The organism is Thermus islandicus DSM 21543, from assembly GCF_000421625.1.
GTDB lineage: Bacteria > Deinococcota > Deinococci > Deinococcales > Thermaceae > Thermus > Thermus islandicus.
In genome coordinates this window covers 57,955-77,688 of sequence record NZ_ATXJ01000006.1, presented here as the reverse complement: position 1 = coordinate 77,688, position 19,734 = coordinate 57,955, and the positions used below count along the sequence as shown (strand labels likewise).

The window sequence follows — 19,734 nt, the reverse complement described above, 5'->3', positions numbered from 1 at the left end:
ACCCCGGTATGCGCGCCTTGGCCAAGCTGGCCCCGGAGGAGGGCCTGACCCTGGTGGAGCGACCCGTGCCCGAGCCGGGCCCCGGGGAGATCCGGGTGCGGGTGGAAGCGGCCAGCATCTGCGGCACCGACCTGCACATCTGGAACTGGGATGCGTGGGCTGAGGGGCGGATCCGGCCCCCTTTGGTCCTCGGCCACGAGTTTAGTGGGGTGGTGGAGAAGGTGGGGCCTGGGGTGAAGCGCCCGCAGGTGGGGGACCGGGTCAGTGTGGAAAGCCACCTCGTTTGCCACACCTGCCCCGCCTGCCGTGCGGGCCATTACCATGTGTGCCTACGCACGGAAATCCTGGGGGTGGACCGGGATGGGGGGTTTGCCCAGTACGCGGTGGTTCCGGCTGAGAACGCCTGGGTGCACCCCGAGGGGTTTCCCTTTGAGATCGGGGCTATCCTCGAGCCCTTTGGCAATGCCGTGCACACGGTCTACGCCGGAAGCGGCGTCTCGGGCAAGAGCGTGCTCATCACGGGGGCGGGGCCCATCGGTCTGATGGCGGCCATGGTGGCCCGGGCGAGCGGGGCGGGGCCCATTCTGGTTTCCGACCCTAACCCCTACCGGTTGGCCTTTGCTCGGCCCTACGCCGACCGGGTGGTGAACCCCTTGGAGGAGGACCTCCTGGAAGTGGTGCGGAGGGTTACCGGAAGTGGGGTGGAGGTGCTTTTGGAGTTTTCTGGCAACGAAAGCGCCATCCACCAGGGCCTCCGGGCCCTGCTCCCTGGGGGGGAGGCGAGGATTCTGGGCATTCCCTCCGATCCCATCCGCTTTGACCTGGCCGGGGAGCTGGTGATGCGGGGCATCACCGCCTACGGCATCGCCGGGAGGCGGCTTTGGCAAACCTGGATGCAGGGCACGGCCTTGGTCTATTCGGGCCGGGTGGACCTAAGCCCCCTCATCACCCACCGCTTGCCCCTAAGCCGTTACCGGGAGGCCTTTGCCCTGTTGCGCCAAGGCCAGGCGGTGAAGGTGATCCTGGACCCCAAGGCCTGAGGCCACCCTTCTGGGTCAGGGGAGAGGGGGTGTAGGCCTCCTCCCCCGTTTAAGGTTTTTGTAAGCCCCCCTGAGGAGGATGGAGGTAAGGACCCTAGGGGTCTCGGAAGGGAGGCAAGGATGCGTAAGGGCGAGGGGTACAGGCTTTTGGCTAGGGGCTGGTTCTGGGTAGGGCTCCTTTTGGGGGTTGCCGCCTGTAGCGCTCCTTTCAACTATGAGCTCAACGTCTTGAACTTTGTGGACCTCTCGGGCACCTTCACGGTGGGACAGGGGGGCATCAGCCCCAACCCCAAGACGGTGGGCCCCGTGGAGATCCGCTACACCCCCGACTCCCGGGTGAACCTCACCGGGGTCACCTTGGACTATAAGGTGTGCTTCGCCTCGGAGACTCCGGGGGCGAGCTTCCAGGGGAGTGTGGCTTATACCGCTTATCTGGGCGGGGATGCGGGGACGCTCTTCCAGGAGGCCAACAAGCTGGCCGAGGGCACCAAGGATGTCTCGGCCCTCTCCTCGGGGGCGATGTGCGTGGAGGGGCAGGCCCAGGCCACGGCCGCCCAGGTACAGGCCATCCAAAGCGGCACCTTCTACGTGGGGGCCAGAATTTCCGGAAACGCCACCAGCGCCCAGGAGGCCACGGTGCGCTATAGGACGGAACGGTTCCTCTTGAGGCTTTCGGGGACGGTGAGGCCCTAGCCTTTTCCCTTTAGGGTTTAGGAACCGGGCCCCGCCCCCATGGGGTGGGGCCCGGCTTTGGTAGGCTTTTGCCAAGGAGGGGTCATGCTTAGCCGCAGGCGGCTTCTTGTGGGGCTTTTGGGCCTAGGGCTTTCCCGGGGCCAGGGGCTAAGGGCCGAGGAGGTGGTGGGGGGCCTCGAGGTCCCCTGGGCCCTGGCCTTTCTGCCCGGTGGGGGGATGCTCATCTCGGAAAGGCCTGGGAGGATCCGGCTTTTTAGGGAGGGAAGGCTTTCCACCTACGCCGAGCTTCCCGTCTACCGCCGGGGGGAGTCTGGGCTTTTGGGCCTTGCCCTCCACCCCCGCTTTCCCGAGGCGCCCTACGTCTACGCCTACCGCACCGTGGAGGAGGGAGGCCTGAGGAACCAGGTGGTGCGCCTCCGGCATCTGGGGGAGCGGGGGGTGTGGGAGCGCGTTATCCTGGACGGGATTCCCGCCCGGCCCCACGGCCTGCACTCGGGAGGCCGGATCGCCTTCGGTCCCGATGGGATGCTCTATGTGACCACGGGAGAGGGGTACGAGCGGGCCATGGCCCAGGACCTTTCCTCCTTAGGGGGCAAGATCCTGCGCCTAACCCCCGAGGGGGAGCCCGCGCCTGGCAACCCCTTCTTGGGCCGTCCCGGAACCAGGCCCGAGATCTGGAGCTATGGCCATCGCAATCCCCAGGGGCTGGCCTGGCATCCCGAGACGGGCGAGCTCTTTGCCAGCGAACACGGCCCTAGCGGAGAGCAAGGCTACGGCTACGATGAGATCAACCTGATCCGCCCCGGAGGGAACTACGGTTGGCCTCAGGTGGTGGGCCGGGGGGAGGAGCCGGGCTATGTGGATCCGCTTTATGTTTGGCCCGAAGGCTTTCCTCCCGGTAACCTGGCCTTCTGGAAGGGAGAGCTTTATGTGGCCGGGCTCAGGGGACAGGCCCTCCTACGCCTTAGGCTTCAGGGGGAAAGGGGCCGGTGGCGCGTGGTCAGGGCGGAGCCTATGCTTTCGGGCTTTGGCCGCCTGCGGGAGGTCCAGGTGGGGCCGGATGGGGCCCTTTATGTCACCACCTCCAACCGGGACGGTCGGGGCCAGGTGCGCCCAGGGGACGATAGGGTGCTCCGCCTGGCGTAGACTTGGGTCCGTGGAGCGGGTCCTGCCCTTCCGGTTTGACGAGGAGAAGGGAGTTTTTTGGCTTCTGGACCAAAGGCGGCTTCCCCTAGAGGAGGTCTGGGTTCCGGTGCGCACCGCTCAGGAGATGGCGGAGGCCATTCGCACCATGGTGGTCAGGGGGGCTCCGGCCATCGGGGTAGCGGCGGCCTTTGGCCTGGTCCTCGCCCACCTGGCCGGGGAGGACCTAAAGGCGGCGGACCACCTCTTGCGCCAAAGCCGCCCCACCGCGGTCAACCTCTTTCACGCCTTAGACAGGATGCGCCCCCACTGGGGTGATCCCGTGGCCAGCCTAAGGGAGGCCTTTGCCCTGTGGCGGGAGGTGGAGGAGACGGAGAAGGCGATAAGCCACTACGGAGCCAAGGTGGTGAGGGGCCAGGTCCTCACCCACTGCAACACCGGGCCTCTGGCCACCGGGGGCTACGGGACCGCTTTGGGGGCCATCGTGGAGGGGTTCCGCCAGGGGCGGGTGACCCACGTTTGGGTGGACGAGACCCGGCCCTACCTCCAAGGGGCCCGCCTCACCGCCTTTGAGCTGATGAAGGCGGGGGTTCCCGCCACCCTCATCGCCGACAACATGGCGGGCTTCCTCATGGCCCGGGGAAAGGTGGACGCGGTCATCGTGGGAGCGGACCGCATGGCCTTAAACGGCGACTTCGCCAACAAGATCGGCACCTACGCCCTGGCGGTCCTGGCCCACCACCACGGCATCCCCTTCTACGCCGCCCTTCCCCTTTCCTCTGTGGATCCCAAGCTCCCAAGCGGGGAGGGCATCCCTATAGAGGAGAGGCCTCCCGAGGAGGTCCTGGAGCTAAGGGGCGTGCGCCTCGCCCCTCAAGGCTTTCCCGCCTACCATCCGGCCTTTGACCTGACCCCCCACCGCTACCTCACCGGCATCGTCACGGAGAAGGGGGTTCTCTACCCTCCCTTTGACGAGGCCTTAAGGGATGCCTTGGGGCTGGCTTGAGGGGCTTCTGGGCCATGCCTGCCCCGGGTGCGGGGGGAGGCTGGACCAGCCCCTCCTTTGCGCCTCCTGCCGCCAGGGGCTTCGGGCGGAGAGGCATGGGGAGATGGTCTACCTAGGGCTTTATGGCCGGGTGGGGGGCCTGGTGCGGGCCCTCAAGTACGGCAGGCGCTTCGGCCTGGCTCCCCTTTTGGCCGGTCCGCTGGCGGAAGGGGTGCGGGAGGCGGGTTGGGCCCTCCATGGGGTTACGGCGGTGCCCACCCTTCTTTCCCGGCTTCTCCTCCGGGGGTACAACCCGCCCGAGCTTCTTGCCCAGGAGGTGGCCCGCCTCCTGGGCCTTCCCTACCGGAGAGCCCTTCGCCGGGTGCGCTACGCCCCAAGCCAGCCCTCCAGGGGACGGGCCCGCCACAAGCTCCCCGGGGACCTCTTCGCCCCCGCCCTTAGGGTGGAGGGCCCCTGGCTTCTTTTGGACGACGTACTTACCAGCGGAGCCACCTTCCTTAGGGCCAAGGAGGCTCTTCTCCGGGCGGGGGCAAGCCGGGTCTACGGGGCCTTTGTGGCGGTGAGGAACCCCGGGGCCTTGGGCCCCTACCCTTAGGGTCCTTGCGGACCTCGGCCACCCCCGGTAGCCTGGAGGGGAGGGCACAGAGATGGGAGAGCCGGTGATCCTCGAGGCGGTGCGCACGCCCATCGGTAAGCGGAACGGGGCCTTGCGAGCCTGGCGTCCGGATGCCCTTTATGCCCGGGTGCTGGATGCCCTCCTGGACCGATCGGGGATAGACCCTAAGGCGATCGGGGACGTGGTCACGGGGTGCGTGACCCAGGTGGGGGAGCAGGGGGCCAACCTGGGGCGGCTTGCCGTGCTCCTTTCCCGGCTTCCCCGGGAGGTGCCCGCGGTCACCCTGAACCGCATGTGCGGCTCCAGCCAGCAGGCGGTCCACTTCGCCGCCCAGGCCATCGCCGCGGGCGACCTGGACTTCGCCATCGCCGGCGGGGTGGAGAGCATGACCCGGGTGCCCATGTTCTCAGACATCGGCGGAAGCTTCCACACCTTGAACCCTGAGCTTTTCCAAAAATACGAGCTCGTCCACCAGGGGGAAAGCGCCGAACGCATCGCCGAGCGATACGGGTTTTGCCGGGAGGAGCTGGACGAGTGGGGCTACCTTTCCCACAAGCGGGCGGCGAGGGCCACGGCTGAAGGCCGGTTCCGCAGCCAGATGGTCTTTCTGGAGGGTTTGGACGGGGAGGGCAGGCCCTTCCTCCTGGACCGGGACGAGGGGGTCCGCCCGGATGCCGACTACGAGAAGATGCTGGCCCTCAAGCCCGTCTTTCGGGAAGACGGGGTGGTGACCGCAGGGAACTCCAGCCAGATCTCCGATGGGGCCTCTGCCTTGCTCCTAGGGGAGAGGGAGAAGGCCTTGGCCTTGGGCCTTCGCCCCAGGGCCCGCTTCCTGGCCCGGGTGGTGGTGGCGGGAGACCCCACGCTCCAGCTTTTGGAGGTGGTCCCCGCTGCCAGAAAGGCCCTGGAAAGGGCCCGCCTTTCCGTGCGGGACCTGGATGTGATAGAGGTCAACGAGGCTTTTGCCAGCGTTGTCCTCGCCTTCTTGCGGGAGCTTGGCCCCGATCCTGAGCGGGTGAACCCCAATGGTGGGGCCATCGCCCACGGCCACCCCCTGGGGGCCACGGGGGCTATCCTCATGACCAAGCTCCTCTACGAGCTGGAGCGCACCGGGGGGGAGTTCGGTTTGCAGGTGATGTGCATCGGCCACGGCCAGGCTACGGCCACGATCCTCCAGAGGCTGGCATGACGCGGAGCGCCTTGGTAACGGGTGGGGCTTCGGGATTAGGGCGGGCTACGGCCCTGGCGTTGGCGGCCAGGGGGTACCGGGTGACGGTCCTGGACCTAAGGCGGGGGGAGGACCCTGGCCTAGGGTATGTGGAGGGGGATGTGACCCGGCCGGAGGATGTGGAGCGGGCGGTGCGGGAAGCGGTGGCCCAGGCCCCCCTGTTCGTCCTGGTGAACGCTGCCGGAGTGGGCCTTGCCCGCAAAATCCTGGGCCGGGAGGGCCCCCACGACCTGGACTCGTTCCGGAGGGTGGTGGAGGTCAACCTGGTGGGCACCTTTAACGCCCTCCGCTTGGCGGCCTGGGCTATGCGGGAGAGCCCGCCCGATGCCGAGGGCCAGCGGGGGGTTATCGTGAATACCGCCAGCGTGGCCGCCTTTGAGGGCCAGGTGGGACAGGCGGCCTACTCGGCCAGCAAGGGGGGCGTGGTGGGGCTGACCCTGCCTGCGGCCCGGGAGCTGGCGGAGTGGGGGATCCGGGTGGTCACCCTCGCTCCCGGGCTCTTTGATACCCCTCTCCTACAAGGCCTGCCCGAGAAGGCGAAGGCTTCCCTGGCGGAGCAGGTTCCCTTTCCTCGGCGGCTTGGCCACCCTGAGGAGTACGCTGCCCTCGTCCTCCACATCGTGGAGAACCCCATGCTGAACGGGGAGGTCATAAGGCTAGATGGCGCCCTCCGCATGGCCCCCCGGTAGGGTGCTGGACCTGACCCGCCTCCTTCCCGGGCCCCTGGCGGGGAAGTTCCTTTTGGACTTGGGTTTCCCGGTGCTCAAGGTGGAGCCCCCCGGGGGGGATCCCCTGGCGACCCTGGCCCCCGGGGCCTACCGTTTCCTCAACGGGGGCAAAGAGGTGCGGGTGCTGGACCTCAAGAGGGCGGAGGGCCGGGAGGCTTTGCTGGCCCTGGTAGAGGAAAGCGCCCTTCTTCTGGAGGCCAACCGCCCTGGGGTGATGGAACGGTTGGGGGTAGGGCCAGAAGCGCTCCTGAAGGTCAACCCTCGCCTGGTCTATGTGCGCCTCCGAGGCTACCCCGAGGTTCCGGATCCTGGGCATGACCTTACCTATCTCGCCGAAGCGGGGCTTCTAGGCCGATTTCCCTGGAAAGCTTTTCAGTTCGCCGATCTCGCCGGGGCATTCCAGGCGGCCCTCTTGGCCCTGAAGGGGCTTCTTCTAGGGGGTGGGGTCTACGAGGTGGCCCTCTCCGAGGCGGTGAGGGGGATCGCCTACCCCCCTCTTCCTTTCCTGGACGGTTCCGTCCTCTGCTACGGGGTCTACCGGGCGAAGGAGGGGGAGGTGGCCCTCGCGGCCCTCGAGCCGCACCTTTGGGCCCGCTTCTGCCAGAAGGCGGGGCTTCCCGAGCTCCTAGAGGCGGCCTTCAGCCCGGCCTCCCCGGACAACCCCGCCTACGCCAGGCTCTGTGCCCGCTTCCTGGAGCGCCCCGCCCTCCTTTGGGAGGCCTGGGCCCGAGAGGAGGGGGTTCCCTTGCGGGCGGTGCGCGGGTAGCCCGGCTTGGCTATGGTATCCTCACTCCGGGCCCGCACGGGCCTTTCCATGTTGCGGCTGGAGAACGTCACCAAGCGCTTCGGCCCCGTGGTGGCCAACCGGGGGATCAGCCTCGAGGTGCGGGGGGGCGAAGTGGTGGCCCTTCTAGGGGAGAACGGCGCGGGGAAGACCACCCTGGTGAGCCTCCTCTACGGCCTCTACGCCCCGGACGAGGGGCGGATTTTCCTCGAGGGCAAGGAGGTGCGCATCCCCTCCCCCAGGGCCGCCCAGAGGCTCGGCATCGCCCTCGTGCCCCAGCACCCCGAGCTCATTGAGGCCCACACCGTGGCGGAGAACCTGGCCCTGGGCCTGGACCTGCCCCCCGTCTTCTCCCGCAGGGCCCTGGTGGCGAGGCTAAAAGGGCTTCTGGCGGGGCACCCCCTGGGGGTGGACCTCGAGGCGCCCGTGCACCGTCTCTCCGCAGGGGAGAAGCAGCGGGTAGAGCTCCTCAGGGCCCTCCTTGCCCGCCCCAAAGTGCTCGTCCTGGACGAGCCTACCAGCGTCCTCACCCCCAAGGAGGTGGAAGGCCTTTTCCAAGAGATCCGGAGGTTGAGGTCCTCGGGCCTGGCGGTCCTCTTTATCAGCCACAAGCTGGACGAGGTCCTGGCCATCGCCGACCGCGTGGTCGTCCTCAGGGCGGGGGAAAAGGTGGGGGAGCTGCGGCGCGAGGAGGCGGACAAGGACGCCTTGATCCGCCTCATGGTGGGGCGGAGCCCGGCCCCCCTCCCCAGGGCCGCCCCGCCCGGGGAGGCGGTGGTCCTGGAGGTGGAGGACCTCATGGTCCCTCGGCACGGCTTTCCCGTCCAGGGGGTCTCCTTCGCCCTGAGGGCCGGGGAGGTCCTGGGCATCGCCGGGGTGGCGGGAAGCGGCCAGCGGGAGCTTCTGGAGGCCCTGGCCGGCCTCAGGCCGTACCGCGGGCGGGTCCGCTTCCTGGGTAGGCCCTTGCCCGAAGACCCCGCCCGCCTCTATGCCCTGGGGGTGGCCCACGTGCCCGAGGAGCGGGCCATGGGGGTGGTGGGGGGGATGAGCGTGGCGGAGAACCTCGCCCTGCGCACCTACCCCCGCTACGCCCGGCGCGGACTTCTGGACTATAGAGCCATGGAGCGGGACGCGGAGGCCCTCATCGCCCGCTACCGCATCCAAGCCCCCACGCCCCGCACCCCGGTGCGGGCCCTCTCCGGCGGTAACGTGCAGAAGGTGATCCTGGCCCGGGAGCTCAAGGAGGGTCCCAAGCTCGTCCTGGCCATGCACCCCACCTACGGGGTGGACGCGGGGGCGGCGGAGGAGGTTCATGCCCGGCTTCTGGACCTGGCGCGGGAGGGGGCCGCCATTCTCCTCATAAGCGAGGATCTGGACGAGATCCTGGCCCTCGCTCACCGGGTGGCGGCCCTCCACCGCGGCCGGCTGGTGGGGCCCATTTCCCGGGAAGCGGCGAACCGGGAGCGCCTGGGCCGGATGATGGCGGAGGGGCGGGCGTGAGGTTGGAGCTGGACCCGAACCCCACCCCCAGGAAGGTCCTTCTGGCCTACGCCCTCTTCCTCCTCCTGGCCCTCCTCGCCCTAGGGGTCCTCTTTCTGGCCTATGGGGTTGCTCCCCTTCGCGCCTACGGCCTCCTCCTTTCCCCCCTCACCGACCCCTTGGGGCTGGCGGAGGTGGCCCGGCGCGCCGTCCCTCTCCTCCTCATCGGGGCAGGGCTCGCCCTGGGCTTTCGGGTGGGCTTCTTCAACATCGGGGCCGAGGGGCAGCTCCTCCTGGGGGCGGTGGGGGCCACCTATGCGGCCCTCTTCCTGCCGCCGGGCCCCTGGACGCCGGTCCTCATGTTTCTCTTCGGGGGGGGGCTTGGGGCCTTGTGGGCGGGCCTTGCCGCCTGGCTCAAGGTGCGCTTCGGGGCCAGCGAGATCCTCACCACCCTCATGCAGAACTACCTGGCCTCCTCCCTGGTGGTCTACCTGGTGGCGGGCCCATGGAAGGGGCAGATGGCCCTGGGTTTCCTCTACACCGACCGGTTTCCCCCGGAGGCCCAGCTTCCCCACCTGGGGGAGACCCTGGTCCCCTGGCCTACCCTGCTTTTCGGGGTGGCGGCGGCCTTCCTCCTCCAGCTTCTCCTCTCCCGTACCCCCCTGGGCTTCGCCTGGCGGGTCCTGGGGGAGAACCCACAGGCGGCCCGATACCTAGGGCTCAAAGAGGGTAGGCTCCTCCTCCTCGCCGCCCTGACCTCGGGCCTGCTTTCCGGCCTCGCCGGGGTAGGGGAGGTGGCGGGGATCCACCTGAGGCTTCTGGAGCCGGCCCAGATCTCCTTGGGCTACGGCTTCACCGCCATCCTGGCGGCCTGGCTCGCCCGGGGAAGGCCCCTCGGGGTCCTCCTCACCGCCCCCCTTTTGGGCCTAATCCTGGCGGGGGCGGACGCTCTGAAGCTCGCCCTCTCCATGCCCTTCAGGGTGGTGGACGTGGCCAGCGGGCTTTTGCTCCTCGCTCTCATCGGGGCCGAGGCGGTAAGCCGGCATCGGATCCTCTGGAGGCGCTGATGGAAGAGGCGCTGTTGCGAGCGGTGCTTTTCGGAACCCCCCTCCTCCTCGCCTCCCTGGGGGCCCTCCTCGGGGAGCGGAGCGGGGTGGTGAACCTCGGGGTGGAGGGGATCATGGCCCTGGCGGCCCTGGCCGCCTTCGCGGTGGCCCTCTGGGCCTCCCCCCCCTTGGGCCTCCTGGCGGGGGTGGGGGTGGGGGTCTTAGGCGGCGTCTTCCTGGGCTTCTTCGCCGTAACTCTGAGGGCCAACCAGTTCGTGGCCGGGCTTGCCGTGGCGGCCCTGGGGCTTGGGGCTTCGGGGCTTCTCGGCAAGCGCTACGAAGGGGTGCCCCTGGAGCACCCCCTTCCCGAGGGGGGGCTTGCCCTGCTGGCCCTCCTCCTGGCCCTGGGCCTTCACCACCTCCTTTACCGCACCCGGTTCGGGCTCCACCTCCGGAGCGTGGGGGAAAACCCCAGGGCGGCCGACCTCTTCGGCGTGAGCGTGGACGGGGTGCGGTACGGGGCGCTGGCCCTAGGGGGCGGGCTAATCGGCCTCGCCGGGGCCTACCTCTCCCTGGCCTACCGCCCGTCCTGGACGGATGGCATGACGGCGGGCCTCGGCTGGGTGGCTGTGGCCTTGGTGATCCTGGCCGCGTGGGAGCCCCTGAGGGCGGTTCTGGGCGCCTACCTCTTCGGCCTCCTCTTTTTCCTGCAGTTCCGCCTCCAGGGCAGCCTGCCCATTCCCTCCGAGGCCTTCGCCGCCATGCCCTACCTTTTGGTTATCCTGGTCCTGGCCCTCTCGGGCCGCGCCCGGGCCCCTAAGGCCCTGGGCCAGCCCTTTGAGCGGGGGAGGTGAGCCGTATGCGGAGGTGGGTACCCTTCTTGTTGGCGGCCCTGGGCCTGGCCCTGGCCCAGGGGGAGAAGCTCAAGGCCTGCTTCATCTACGTGGGCCCGGTGGGGGATGCGGGCTGGACCTACGCCCACGACCTGGGGCGGAAGAAGGCGGAGGCGGCATTGCCTTGGCTGGAGACCCGGTACGTGGAGAGCGTGCCCGAGGCCCAGGCCCTGCCCGTCATAGAGCGCTTCGTGCGGGAAGGGTGCAAGGTGATCTTTGCCACCAGCTTCGGGTATGGGGAGGCGGTCCTCGAGGCCGCCAAGAAGTACCCCGATGTCCTCTTTGCCCACGCCACCGGGGTGAGGCGGGCTCCCAACGTGGCCACCTACATGGCCGACTTCTACCAGGTCTACTACCTGAACGGCCTCGCCGCTGGGGCGCTTTCCCGGACGGGCAAGGTGGGGTACGTGGCCGCCTACCCGATCCCCGAGGTGAAGCGGCACATCAACGCCTTTGCCCTGGGGGTGCGGGCGGTGAACCCTAAGGCCCAGGTTCTGGTGCGCTGGATCAACGCCTGGTACGACCCGGCCAAGGCCCGGGAGGCCACGGAGGCCCTCCTCGCCCAAGGGGCGGACGTCTTCGCCTTCACCGAGGACAGCCCCACAGTGATCCAGACCGCGGCCAGGAAGGGGGCCTATGCCTTTGGCCACTACACCCCCATGCTTAAGTTTGCCCCCGACCACGTGGTCTCCGGGCAGATCGTCCACTGGGAGGTCATCTACACGGACTTCCTGAAGAAGGTGAAGGAAGGGGTTTACACCGCCAAGAACCTGGAGAACGTGGACTACTTCTGGCTCCTAAAACAGGGGGCGGTGGAGATGGGGGCGGACTACGGGGTCCCCATCAACCCCAAGCACGTGCCCCTCTTGCAGAAAGCCCGGATGAGCGTGGGCGGCAGGCAGGTGGCGGTCTACGACCGGATCCTGGCCCTCCTGAAGGACATGTCCGGCCCGAACCCCAGCTTTGATCCCTTCACCGGCCCTATCCGGGACCGCAAGGGCGTGGTACGCATCCCCGCGGGCAGGAAGGCCACGCTGCAGGAACTCCTCACCCTGGAATGGGCCGCTCCTGGCGTGGTGGGGGACTGGCCGGGGGAGCCCAGGTAATCCCACCCCACGCTGGCTTGGGCCAGCGTGGGGGCCCCGGCCGCCCCCGGGAGGGGGCAAGGTTACAGGCTCCGGAAGACTTCCTCCAGGATCTCCAGCCCCATGGCCGCCTCCTCCCGGGAGAGGAGGAGGGGCGGGGCCAAGCGCAGGGCGGAGGGCCCCGCAGCCAGGGTCAGGAGGCCCTTCTCAAAGGCCAGCCTTTGGGCCTTGTCCCTTAGGTCCGGACGCTCCTCTCTTGGGGTCCCGAAGTCCAGCCCGATCATGAGCCCCCTGCCCCGCACGTCCCCGAGGAAGGGGAAGCGGGTTTGCATGGCCTTGAGCTCCTCGAGGAGGTAGCCGCCCACCCGGGCGGCGTTTTCCATGAGCCCTTCCTCCAGAAGGTCCAGGGTGGCGTGGGCCGCTGCCGCCGCCACCGCTTGCCCGCCGAAGGTGGTGCCGTGGGAGGCGGGCCGCCAGCTGCCGAGCTCTTCCCGGAAGAGGAGGGCGCTTAGGGGATACCCCGAGGCCAGCCCCTTGGCCAGGACGTAGACGTCCGCCTCTACCCCCTCGTGTTCCAGGGCCAGGAAGCGCCCCGTGCGGCCTGCTCCCGTCTGCACCTCGTCCGCCACCAGGAGGATGCCGTGGCGCTCCAAAAGGGCCTTGAGCCTGGGGAGGAAGCCTGCCGGGGGGACCACGTACCCCCCTTCGCCCTGGATGGGTTCCACAAAGAAGGCGGCCACCTCCTCCGGAGGGACCGCGGTGCGGAAGAGGTGCTCCAGGTGTTCCAAGACCACCTCTCCCACGTTTTCCGAGGAGGCCCCGAGGGGGGGGCGGAAGGGGTTGGGAAAGGGCACATGGATCACCCCGGGGAGAAGGGGCCCGAACCCTTTGCGGTAGGCGCTCTTGCTGGCGGTGAGGGAGAGGGCGCCGAGGCTTCTTCCGTGGAAGGCCCCGGTGAAGGCGAGGAGGTAAGGCCTGCCCGTGTGGTGGCGGACGAGCTTGATGGCGGCCTCTATGGCCTCGGTCCCCGAGTTTCCGAAGAAGACCCTGTACCCTCCCCCGAGCCTGGCCACCAGGCGCTCCGCCAGGGAAAGGGTGGGCTCGTGGGTGAAGTCGGAGAAGCAGACGTGGGCGAAGCGCTCCGCCTGGGCCCGGACGGCCTCCAACACCCTGGGATGGGCGTAGCCCGTGGTGTTCACCGCAATCCCCGCCATGAAGTCCAGGAAGACGTTCCCGTCCACATCCTCCAGGAAGACGCCCTGCCCTCGAGCCGGGACGAAGGGGTAGGGCCGGACGTAGGAAGGGGAGAGGACCCCTTCCCCCCGTTCCAAGAGGGCCTTGGCCTTGGGCCCCGGTAGGGGCGTTCTCACCAGGGGTTTCATACGGGGCCAGTCTACCAGGGCCGGGAAGGCTTTCCCAGGCCAAGTTTATGCGCTCCTTTGCCCAGGTTTTGCGCTAGGGCTTTAGGAGGCCCAGGGCCTCGAGGCGGGGCCTGGCGTAAAAGAGGGTGAGGGCGGTGGAGGCGTCCTGGATCTCCCCCCGCTCCAAGAGGGCGTACACCTCCTTAAGGGGAAGGAGCACGGGCTCCAAAAGCTCCCCCTCCTCGAGGGCGGGGGGACGGACGATGCGGGCCTTGAGGGCCAGGAAGGGGTGGAAGACCACGGCGGTGAAGGAGGGCTGGGGGTGGAAGGGAGGTAGGGGGAGGAAAGCCTCGGCCTCCGCGCCGATCTCCTCCAAAAGCTCGCGCCTTGCGGCTTCCTCAGGGCTTTCCCCTGCGTCCACCTTCCCCGCAGGCACCTCCAGGAGGAACTTCCCGGTGGGGTGGCGGTACTGCCGGATGAGGAGGGCGGTGCCCTCCTCGGTCACGGGCAGGACGAAGCTCGCCGCCACCGGCCCGGGGCGGTAGACATAGGTGATCTCCTTGCCCGTGTGGGTCCGGAGGCGCTCCCGCACCAGGCGCACGGGCTCGGAGAGGATCTCCTCCAGGTCCAGGCGCTTCCAGGGGCTCATCGGGCCATGCGCTCAATGACCCGGCGCACCTTCTCCCCAGGCGCCTTCGGTCCCAGGGCCTGGGTCACGGCCCCGATGGCGGCCAGGGGGTTTTTGAACCGGGAGAGGTCAAGGTTTTCCCGGATCCAGGCCTCTATTTCCTCCTCAGTCATCTCCTTGGGCAAAAAGCGGTCCAAGAACTCTGCCTCAAAGGCGTTTCCCTGCTCCAGGGCGATCTCCTTGAGGGCCTTCAGGACCTTGACCGCCTCGGCGTCGGGGAGGGGTTTGCCGTCCCCCTTGCGGTCCAACTCCGCCTTGACTACCCGGGCGAAGTCCAGGGTCTTCTGGTCCTTGGCCTTCATGGCCTCCCGGATGGCCTTTTGGATGCCCTCGTAGATGGTCATCCCCCTCAGTTTAGCGGGTACAATCCCTTTCATGTGGGCGCTCCTCTCCGTTTCTGACAAGCGGGGCCTCGAGGCCTTCGCCCGGGGCCTTGTGGACCTGGGCTTCCGCCTCCTCGCCACCGGGGGGACGTACCGGGTCCTGAAGGAGGCCGGGCTTCCCGTGACCTACATCTCCGAGTTCACCGGCTTTCCCGAGGTCCTCTCGGGCCGGGTCAAGACCCTCCACCCCAGGGTGCACGCCGCCCTCCTCGCCCGGCCCGACCAGGAGGAGGAGCTTAGGTCCTTGGGCCTGGAGCGCATCGGCGTCCTGGCGGTGAACCTCTACCCCTTCCGGGAGGCGGTGGCCCGGGGGGCTTCCTTTGAGGAGGCGCTGGAGCAGGTGGACATCGGGGGGCCCGCCATGCTCCGGGCGGCGGCCAAGAACCACCTGGCGGTCCTCCCCGTCTGCGACCCCGGGGACTACGGGAAGGTCCTCGAGGCCCTTAGGGAGGGGCCCACGCCGGAGTTCCGCCGGGAGCTTGCCCGCAAGGCCTTCGCCCACACCGCCGCCTACGACGCCGCCATCGCCGAGTGGCTGGCCGGGGAGAAGTTCCCCGAGGAGAAGTTCCTGGTCCTGAAGAGGGCGGCGCCCCTGCGCTACGGGGAGAACCCCCACCAGGAGGCGGCCCTCTACCGGGTGGTGGGGGAGGAAGGCCCCTTGCTTCTGGCCGAAGTCCTCCAGGGCAAGGCCATGAGCTTCAACAACTACCTGGACGCGGAGGCCGCCTGGAACCTGGTCTCGGAGTTCGCGGAACCCGCCTGCGTGGCGGTGAAGCACCAGAACCCCTGCGGGGTGGCCCTGGGGGAGGGGCCCTTGGAGGCCTACAGGAAGGCCTACGCCGCGGATCTCGTCTCCATCTTCGGGGGGATCGTGGCCTTCAACCGGGAGGTGGACGGCCCCACCGCCCAAGCCTTGGGGGAGGTCTTCCTCGAGGTGGTCCTCGCCCCCGCCTTCAGCCAGGAGGCCCTGGCGGTCTTGGCCAAGAAGAGAAACCTCCGCCTCCTCCGGGTGCCCTTCCCCGCCCAGGGCCTCTACCTGGACCTGAGGCGGCTAAGGGGTGGGGTGCTCCTGCAGGACGCCGATGCCATGGACCCGGTGGACCTCCGGGTGGTCACTAAGAAGGCGCCCACCGAGGCGGAGTGGCAGGACCTCCTCTTCGCCTGGAAGGTGGTGAAGCACGTGCGCTCCAACGCCATCGTGGTGGCCAAGGGGGGAAGGACCCTGGGGATCGGGGTAGGACAGACAAACCGCCTCGCCGCCGCCCGGCACGCCCTCGAGGCCGCAGGGGAGGGGGCGAGGGGAGCCGTCTTGGCCTCCGACGCCTTCTTCCCCTTTGACGACGTCCTTCGCCTCGCCGCCTCCTTCGGGGTAGCCGCCGTCATCCAGCCCGGGGGAAGCCTCCGGGACGGGGACTCCATCCGGGCGGCGGAGGAGGCGGGGATGGCCATGGTCTTCACGGGCGTGCGCCACTTCCGCCACTAGCAAGCCTCGCCTTCTCCCTTAGCCTGCGGTGGGCTTCCTTGAAGCCGATGAGCTTCCGGCTTTCCTCGTCGTGGAGGTGCAGGTCGGCGAAGGCGATGCCCAGGGCGTCCCTGAGGGTCACGGTGGGGGCCACCTTCACCAGGTCCACCTTCTCCTGCACCTCGGGGAGGAGGTAGTTGGGGATCTTGGGGGCCAGGTGGTGGATGTGGTGGAAGCCGATGTTCCCCGTGAGCCACTGGAGGACCCTGGGAAGCTTTAGGTAGGTGCTCCCCTCCATGGCGGCCTTCAAGTGCTCCCAGCGAGGGTCGTGCTCCCAGTAGGCGTCCTCAAACTGGTGCTGGACGTAGAAGAGGAAGATCCCCACCATCCCGGCGAGGTACTGGATGGGGAGGTAGACGAGGAGGAGGGTCTTGAGGCCGAAGCCCAGGTAGATCCCCGCCCAGAGGAGGACGAGGAAGAGGTTGGTGAGGGCCACGGAGTTCCGCACCGAGGGCTTTTCCGAGCCGTAGCCCAAGGGAAGGCGGTAGGAGAGGAGGAAGACGTAGAGGGGCCCAAGGAGGAACATCACAAAGGGGTTGCGGTAGAGCCGGTACCGCAGGCGCTCGCTCGGGGTGGCCCGCAGGTACTCCTCCAGGGTCATGGTGTAAATGTCCCCCACCCCCCGCTTGTCCAGGTTGCCGCTCGTGGCGTGGTGCCGTGCGTGGGAGAGCTGCCAGTGGTGGTAGGGGACGAGGGTCAAAACCCCAGCGAGGAAGCCCAGGAGGTTGTTCATCCACTTCTTGGGAAAGAAGGAACCGTGGCCGGCGTCGTGCTGGAGGATGAAGAGGCGCACCAGGAAGAGGGCGGCCAGGGCGTCTAAGGCCAGGGTAAGGAAGAGGGAGACCGAAAGGGCCCGGTGGGCCAGGTAGAAGAGGAGGAGGAGGGGGAGGAGGGTGTTCGCCACCTGGCGGAGGCTTCTGGCCATGTTGGGCTTGGTATAGGGCTTGATAAGGGGGATCCAGTCCTTGGGTTCTATCTTTTTCATCTTCACCACGTGCCCGGGAGCACGCCCCATTCTCCCCGGGGCGAGGGTGAGAGGTGTGAGAGGCTACCTCGGCCTAAGGCGCTCCTCCGAGTCCAGGAGGAGGGTGACGGGGCCGTCGTTCACCAGGTGGACCCGCATGTGGGCCCCGTAGATGCCGGTTTCCACATGGACCCCCTGCTGGAGGAAGGCCTCTATGGCCGCCTCATAGAGCCTTTTGCCCTGATCGGGCGGAGCCGCCTTAAGAAAGGAGGGGCGGTGGCCCTTACGGGTGTCGGCGTAGAGGGTGAACTGGCTCACCACAAGCACCTCCCCCCCCACCTCCCGGAGGGAGAGGTTCATCCGGCCCTCGAGGTCGGGGAAGACCCGGAGGTGGACGATCTTCCGCGCCAGGTAGAGGGCATCCTCGGTGCTGTCCTTCTGCCCCACGCCCAGGAGGACGAGGAGGCCCAGCCCGATCCTTCCCACCACCTCCCCCTCCACCTCCACGAAGGCCTCGGAAACCCGTTGCACCACAGCCCGCACGCCTTCCCCCCGCTAGAGGCTGTAGGCGTAGACCCCGTAGGCCCCGGGTCCGGTGTGGCTGGCGATCACCGCCCCGATCTCGCTCACCAGGGCCTCCTCCACGGGGAGGCCAAGCGCGAGGACCCTCTCCCTTAGCTCGCGCACGGCCTCCTCCTCGCCGCTATAGAGGAAAAAGGCGCGGATGCGTGGGCGTCCCGCCGCCCAGGCCTGGAAGTCCCTCACGATCTCCTCTCGGGCCTTCCTTTCCCCCCGGGCCCGGCCTGCGGTCTCCACCCGGCCCTCCTTGAGGGTGAGGATGGGCTTGAGGTTGAGGAGGGTGCCGAGCAAGGCCTGGGCCCCACCGATGCGCCCACCCCGCTTGAGGAACTCCAGGGTGGCCGTGGTGAAGCGCACGAAGTGGTCGGCCCGGATGCGGTGGATCTCCTTGAGCATGGCCTCCAGGCCGTACCCTTCCGAGAGGAGCTCGTGGGCCCTTAGGACCATCATGCCCAGGCCCAAAGAGGTGGCCTGGGTGTCCAGGACCGTGACCTTGCCGGGGAACTGGCCCGCGGCCAGCTCCGCGGAGCGCACCGTGCCCGAGAGCCTGCCCGAGAGGTGGAGCGAGAGGACGTGGTCTGCCGCCTCGAGGGCCTGGGCGTACGTCCTGGCGAAGTCCTCGGGCGAGGGCTGACTGGTGGTGGGGAAGGTCTCTCCCGCCCGTACCTTCTGGACGATCTCCCCGGGGGTGATCTCCTCCCAGTCCCGGTACACCCTCCCCCCGAGGTGCACGTAGAGGGGCACGACCCGGATTCCGAGCCCTTCCCTCAAGGGCTTCGGCAGGTCGGCGGTGGAATCGGTGACCAAGGCTACCCTCATAACCCTCCTTCGGCCCGGCCCAGGATACCACGCGGGGCCGGGGGGGTGCGCTTGCCCCCAAGGGTTTCCCCGTGCTAGGGTCAAGGGTATATGTGGCGGGTGCTGGTTGCGGACGACATGCGGCTTGGGGACCTGAAATACCCTGGGGTGCTCCTGGACTACCGGCCGGGGATCGGCCGGGAGGAGCTTCTGGAGGTCATCCCGGCCTACGATGCCCTCATCACCCGGAGCCGCACCCAGGTGGACGAGGAGCTCCTCCGTCGGGGAAAGCGGCTTAAGGTGGTGGGCCGGGGGGGGGTAGGGGTGGACAACGTGGACCTGGAGGCGGCAAGCCGCCTGGGCATCCTGGTGGTGAACGTCCCCGAGGCCAACACCCGCTCGGCTGCGGAGCTCGCCTTCGGCCTCCTCCTTGCCGCCGCCCGGGGCATTGCCCTCTCCGACCGCAAGGTTCGGCAGGGGGAGTGGGACCGCAGGTTCTTGGGGCTGGAGCTCAAGGGGAAGACCCTGGGCATCGTGGGCCTGGGCCGGATCGGTAGCCAGGTGGCCCGGTTTGCCAAGGGCTTTGAGATGCGGGTTCTGGCCTACGATCCCTACATCCCCAGGACCCGGGCGGAAAGCCTGGGGGTGGAGCTTTTGGAGCACCTGGAGGACCTCCTCCGCCAAAGCCATTTCCTCACCGTGCACACCCCCCTCACCGAGGAGACCCGGGGGATGATCGGCCGGCGGGAGCTTTACCTCCTGCCCCGGGGGGCGGTGGTGGTGAACGCGGCAAGGGGGGGGATCGTGGACGAGAAGGCCCTGCTGGAAGTCCTGGAGGAGGGCCACCTTTTCGCCGCCGGCTTGGACGTCTACAGCGTGGAGCCCCCGCCCAAGGACCATCCCCTCCTAAAGCACCCTCGGGTCGTCCTCACCGCCCACCTGGGGGCGAACACCGTGGAGGCCCAGGAAAGGGTGGGGGAGGCCATCCTGGAGCGGGTGGTGCGCACCCTGGAGGGAGACCTGGCCTACGCCCTGAACACCGGGTTTGACCCCGAGGCCCTCGAGGCCCTGAAGGGCTTCCTGCCCCTCGGGGAGGTCCTGGGCAAGCTCCTGGCCCAGATCACCCGGGGGCGGCCGGAGGTCTTGGAGGTAGGGTTCCTGGGCCGGTACGAGAAGGACCCAGAGCCCGTGGCCAGCGCCGTGGCCAAGGGCCTCCTTTCCCGGGTCTTGGGCCAGGAGGGGGTGAACCTGGTGGCCGCCAAACCCCTGCTCAAGGACCGGGGGATCCGGCTTGTCACCTGGCGGCAGGAGGAGGCCGGGGAGTACACCAGGCTGGTGGAGGTGCGCCTGACCACCGACCAGGAGTCCCGCAGGGCCCGAGGGGTGGTCATGGGGGGGAGGCCCAGGCTCGTGGGCGTGGACGACTATGCCCTCGAGGCCATCCCGGAGGGGTACATGCTGGTCTGCGTGAACTACGACCGCCCCGGGGTGGTGGGGCAGGTGGGGACCCTTTTGGGGGAGGCGGGGGTGAACATCGCCGGGATGCAGCTCGGCCGGGACGTGCCCGGGGGGAGGGCCCTTTTTGTCCTCACCGTGGACCAGAAGCCTGCGCCCGAGGTCTTAGAGGCCTTGAGGGCCCTTCCCGTGCTGGAGCGGGTGGACCTGGTGGAGCTTTGAGGAGAGTTTTGGCACGAGCCT

20 protein-coding genes are annotated in these 19,734 nt (G+C 68.5%); 14 read left to right on the top strand and 6 right to left on the bottom strand.

Annotated features, from left to right (window positions below; genetic code table 11):
- Window positions 1–8: 8 nt before the first annotated feature.
- The 12 genes from tdh to H531_RS0107535 all read left to right on the top strand — a co-directional run bounded on the left by tdh (window position 9) and on the right by H531_RS0107535 (window position 11,762).
- A complete protein-coding gene (gene tdh / locus H531_RS0107590; protein ID WP_022798759.1) occupies window positions 9–1,040 on the top strand; it encodes an L-threonine 3-dehydrogenase in 1,032 nt (343 codons plus the stop codon).
- 120 nt (window positions 1,041–1,160) lie between these two features.
- Window positions 1,161–1,733, top strand: a complete 573-nt coding sequence (locus H531_RS0107585) for a hypothetical protein (RefSeq protein WP_051130691.1) — start codon at window positions 1,161–1,163, stop codon at window positions 1,731–1,733.
- Between the two features lie 84 nt (window positions 1,734–1,817).
- Entirely contained in the window at window positions 1,818–2,879 is a 1,062-nt protein-coding gene (locus H531_RS0107580; RefSeq protein WP_022798757.1) for a PQQ-dependent sugar dehydrogenase, read from the top strand.
- A 10-nt stretch (window positions 2,880–2,889) separates the two neighbouring features.
- Window positions 2,890–3,882: an S-methyl-5-thioribose-1-phosphate isomerase gene (gene mtnA / locus H531_RS0107575; protein WP_022798756.1), complete on the top strand. Its 993-nt coding sequence runs from the start codon at window positions 2,890–2,892 to the stop codon at window positions 3,880–3,882.
- Entirely contained in the window at window positions 3,863–4,477 is a 615-nt protein-coding gene (locus H531_RS0107570; protein WP_022798755.1) for a ComF family protein, read from the top strand. Before mtnA ends, H531_RS0107570 begins: the two co-directional genes overlap by 20 nt.
- 52 nt (window positions 4,478–4,529) lie before the next feature.
- A complete protein-coding gene (locus H531_RS0107565) occupies window positions 4,530–5,687 on the top strand; it encodes a thiolase family protein (protein WP_022798754.1) in 1,158 nt (385 codons plus the stop codon).
- On the top strand, window positions 5,684–6,415 hold the full coding sequence (locus H531_RS0107560; RefSeq protein WP_022798753.1) for an SDR family NAD(P)-dependent oxidoreductase: 732 nt from the start codon (window positions 5,684–5,686) through the stop codon (window positions 6,413–6,415). Before H531_RS0107565 ends, H531_RS0107560 begins: the two co-directional genes overlap by 4 nt.
- On the top strand, window positions 6,387–7,220 hold the full coding sequence (locus H531_RS0107555; RefSeq protein ID WP_028490725.1) for a CoA transferase: 834 nt from the start codon (window positions 6,387–6,389) through the stop codon (window positions 7,218–7,220). Before H531_RS0107560 ends, H531_RS0107555 begins: the two co-directional genes overlap by 29 nt.
- A gap of 48 nt (window positions 7,221–7,268) precedes the next feature.
- Window positions 7,269–8,738 (top strand): ABC transporter ATP-binding protein, encoded by a 1,470-nt coding sequence (locus tag H531_RS0107550; protein WP_022798751.1) that lies wholly within the window; start codon window positions 7,269–7,271, stop codon window positions 8,736–8,738.
- Window positions 8,735–9,784 carry an ABC transporter permease gene (locus H531_RS0107545; RefSeq protein WP_022798750.1) on the top strand — a complete coding sequence of 350 codons (1,050 nt, stop codon included), beginning with the start codon at window positions 8,735–8,737 and terminating at the stop codon, window positions 9,782–9,784. Before H531_RS0107550 ends, H531_RS0107545 begins: the two co-directional genes overlap by 4 nt.
- Entirely contained in the window at window positions 9,784–10,617 is an 834-nt protein-coding gene (locus H531_RS0107540; protein ID WP_022798749.1) for an ABC transporter permease subunit, read from the top strand. Before H531_RS0107545 ends, H531_RS0107540 begins: the two co-directional genes overlap by 1 nt.
- Before the next feature lie 5 nt (window positions 10,618–10,622).
- Window positions 10,623–11,762, top strand: a complete 1,140-nt coding sequence (locus H531_RS0107535; RefSeq protein ID WP_022798748.1) for a BMP family ABC transporter substrate-binding protein — start codon at window positions 10,623–10,625, stop codon at window positions 11,760–11,762.
- Window positions 11,763–11,824: 62 nt separating this feature from the next.
- Here H531_RS0107535 and H531_RS0107530 read toward each other — a convergent pair whose 3' ends face one another.
- The 3 genes from H531_RS0107530 to H531_RS0107520 form a co-directional block, all read right to left on the bottom strand.
- Window positions 11,825–13,123, bottom strand: coding sequence for an acetyl ornithine aminotransferase family protein (locus H531_RS0107530; RefSeq protein WP_022798747.1), 1,299 nt, complete (start codon window positions 13,121–13,123; stop codon window positions 11,825–11,827).
- A 73-nt stretch (window positions 13,124–13,196) separates the two neighbouring features.
- Entirely contained in the window at window positions 13,197–13,751 is a 555-nt protein-coding gene (locus H531_RS0107525; protein WP_022798746.1) for an NUDIX domain-containing protein, read from the bottom strand.
- Window positions 13,748–14,134 (bottom strand): GatB/YqeY domain-containing protein, encoded by a 387-nt coding sequence (locus H531_RS0107520; protein WP_022798745.1) that lies wholly within the window; start codon window positions 14,132–14,134, stop codon window positions 13,748–13,750. Before H531_RS0107520 ends, H531_RS0107525 begins: the two co-directional genes overlap by 4 nt.
- A gap of 31 nt (window positions 14,135–14,165) precedes the next feature.
- Here H531_RS0107520 and purH point away from each other — a divergent pair, with 31 nt between their 5' ends.
- On the top strand, window positions 14,166–15,656 hold the full coding sequence (purH, locus tag H531_RS0107515; RefSeq protein ID WP_022798744.1) for a bifunctional phosphoribosylaminoimidazolecarboxamide formyltransferase/IMP cyclohydrolase: 1,491 nt from the start codon (window positions 14,166–14,168) through the stop codon (window positions 15,654–15,656).
- Here the strand turns inward: purH and H531_RS12940 are convergent.
- The 3 genes from H531_RS12940 to H531_RS0107500 form a co-directional block, all read right to left on the bottom strand.
- Window positions 15,628–16,680: a fatty acid desaturase gene (locus tag H531_RS12940; protein WP_033399299.1), complete on the bottom strand. Its 1,053-nt coding sequence runs from the start codon at window positions 16,678–16,680 to the stop codon at window positions 15,628–15,630. The two genes, purH and H531_RS12940, sit on opposite strands and share 29 nt — an antisense overlap.
- 63 nt (window positions 16,681–16,743) lie before the next feature.
- Window positions 16,744–17,202, bottom strand: coding sequence for a D-aminoacyl-tRNA deacylase (gene dtd / locus H531_RS0107505; RefSeq protein WP_022798742.1), 459 nt, complete (start codon window positions 17,200–17,202; stop codon window positions 16,744–16,746).
- A gap of 12 nt (window positions 17,203–17,214) precedes the next feature.
- The gene (locus H531_RS0107500; protein ID WP_022798741.1) at window positions 17,215–18,057 is read right to left on the bottom strand and encodes a DegV family protein; all 843 of its coding nucleotides are present in this window, start codon (window positions 18,055–18,057) and stop codon (window positions 17,215–17,217) included.
- A gap of 90 nt (window positions 18,058–18,147) precedes the next feature.
- Between H531_RS0107500 and serA the strand changes: the two genes are divergently transcribed.
- On the top strand, window positions 18,148–19,713 hold the full coding sequence (serA, locus tag H531_RS0107495; protein WP_022798740.1) for a phosphoglycerate dehydrogenase: 1,566 nt from the start codon (window positions 18,148–18,150) through the stop codon (window positions 19,711–19,713).
- Window positions 19,714–19,734: the final 21 nt, after the last annotated feature.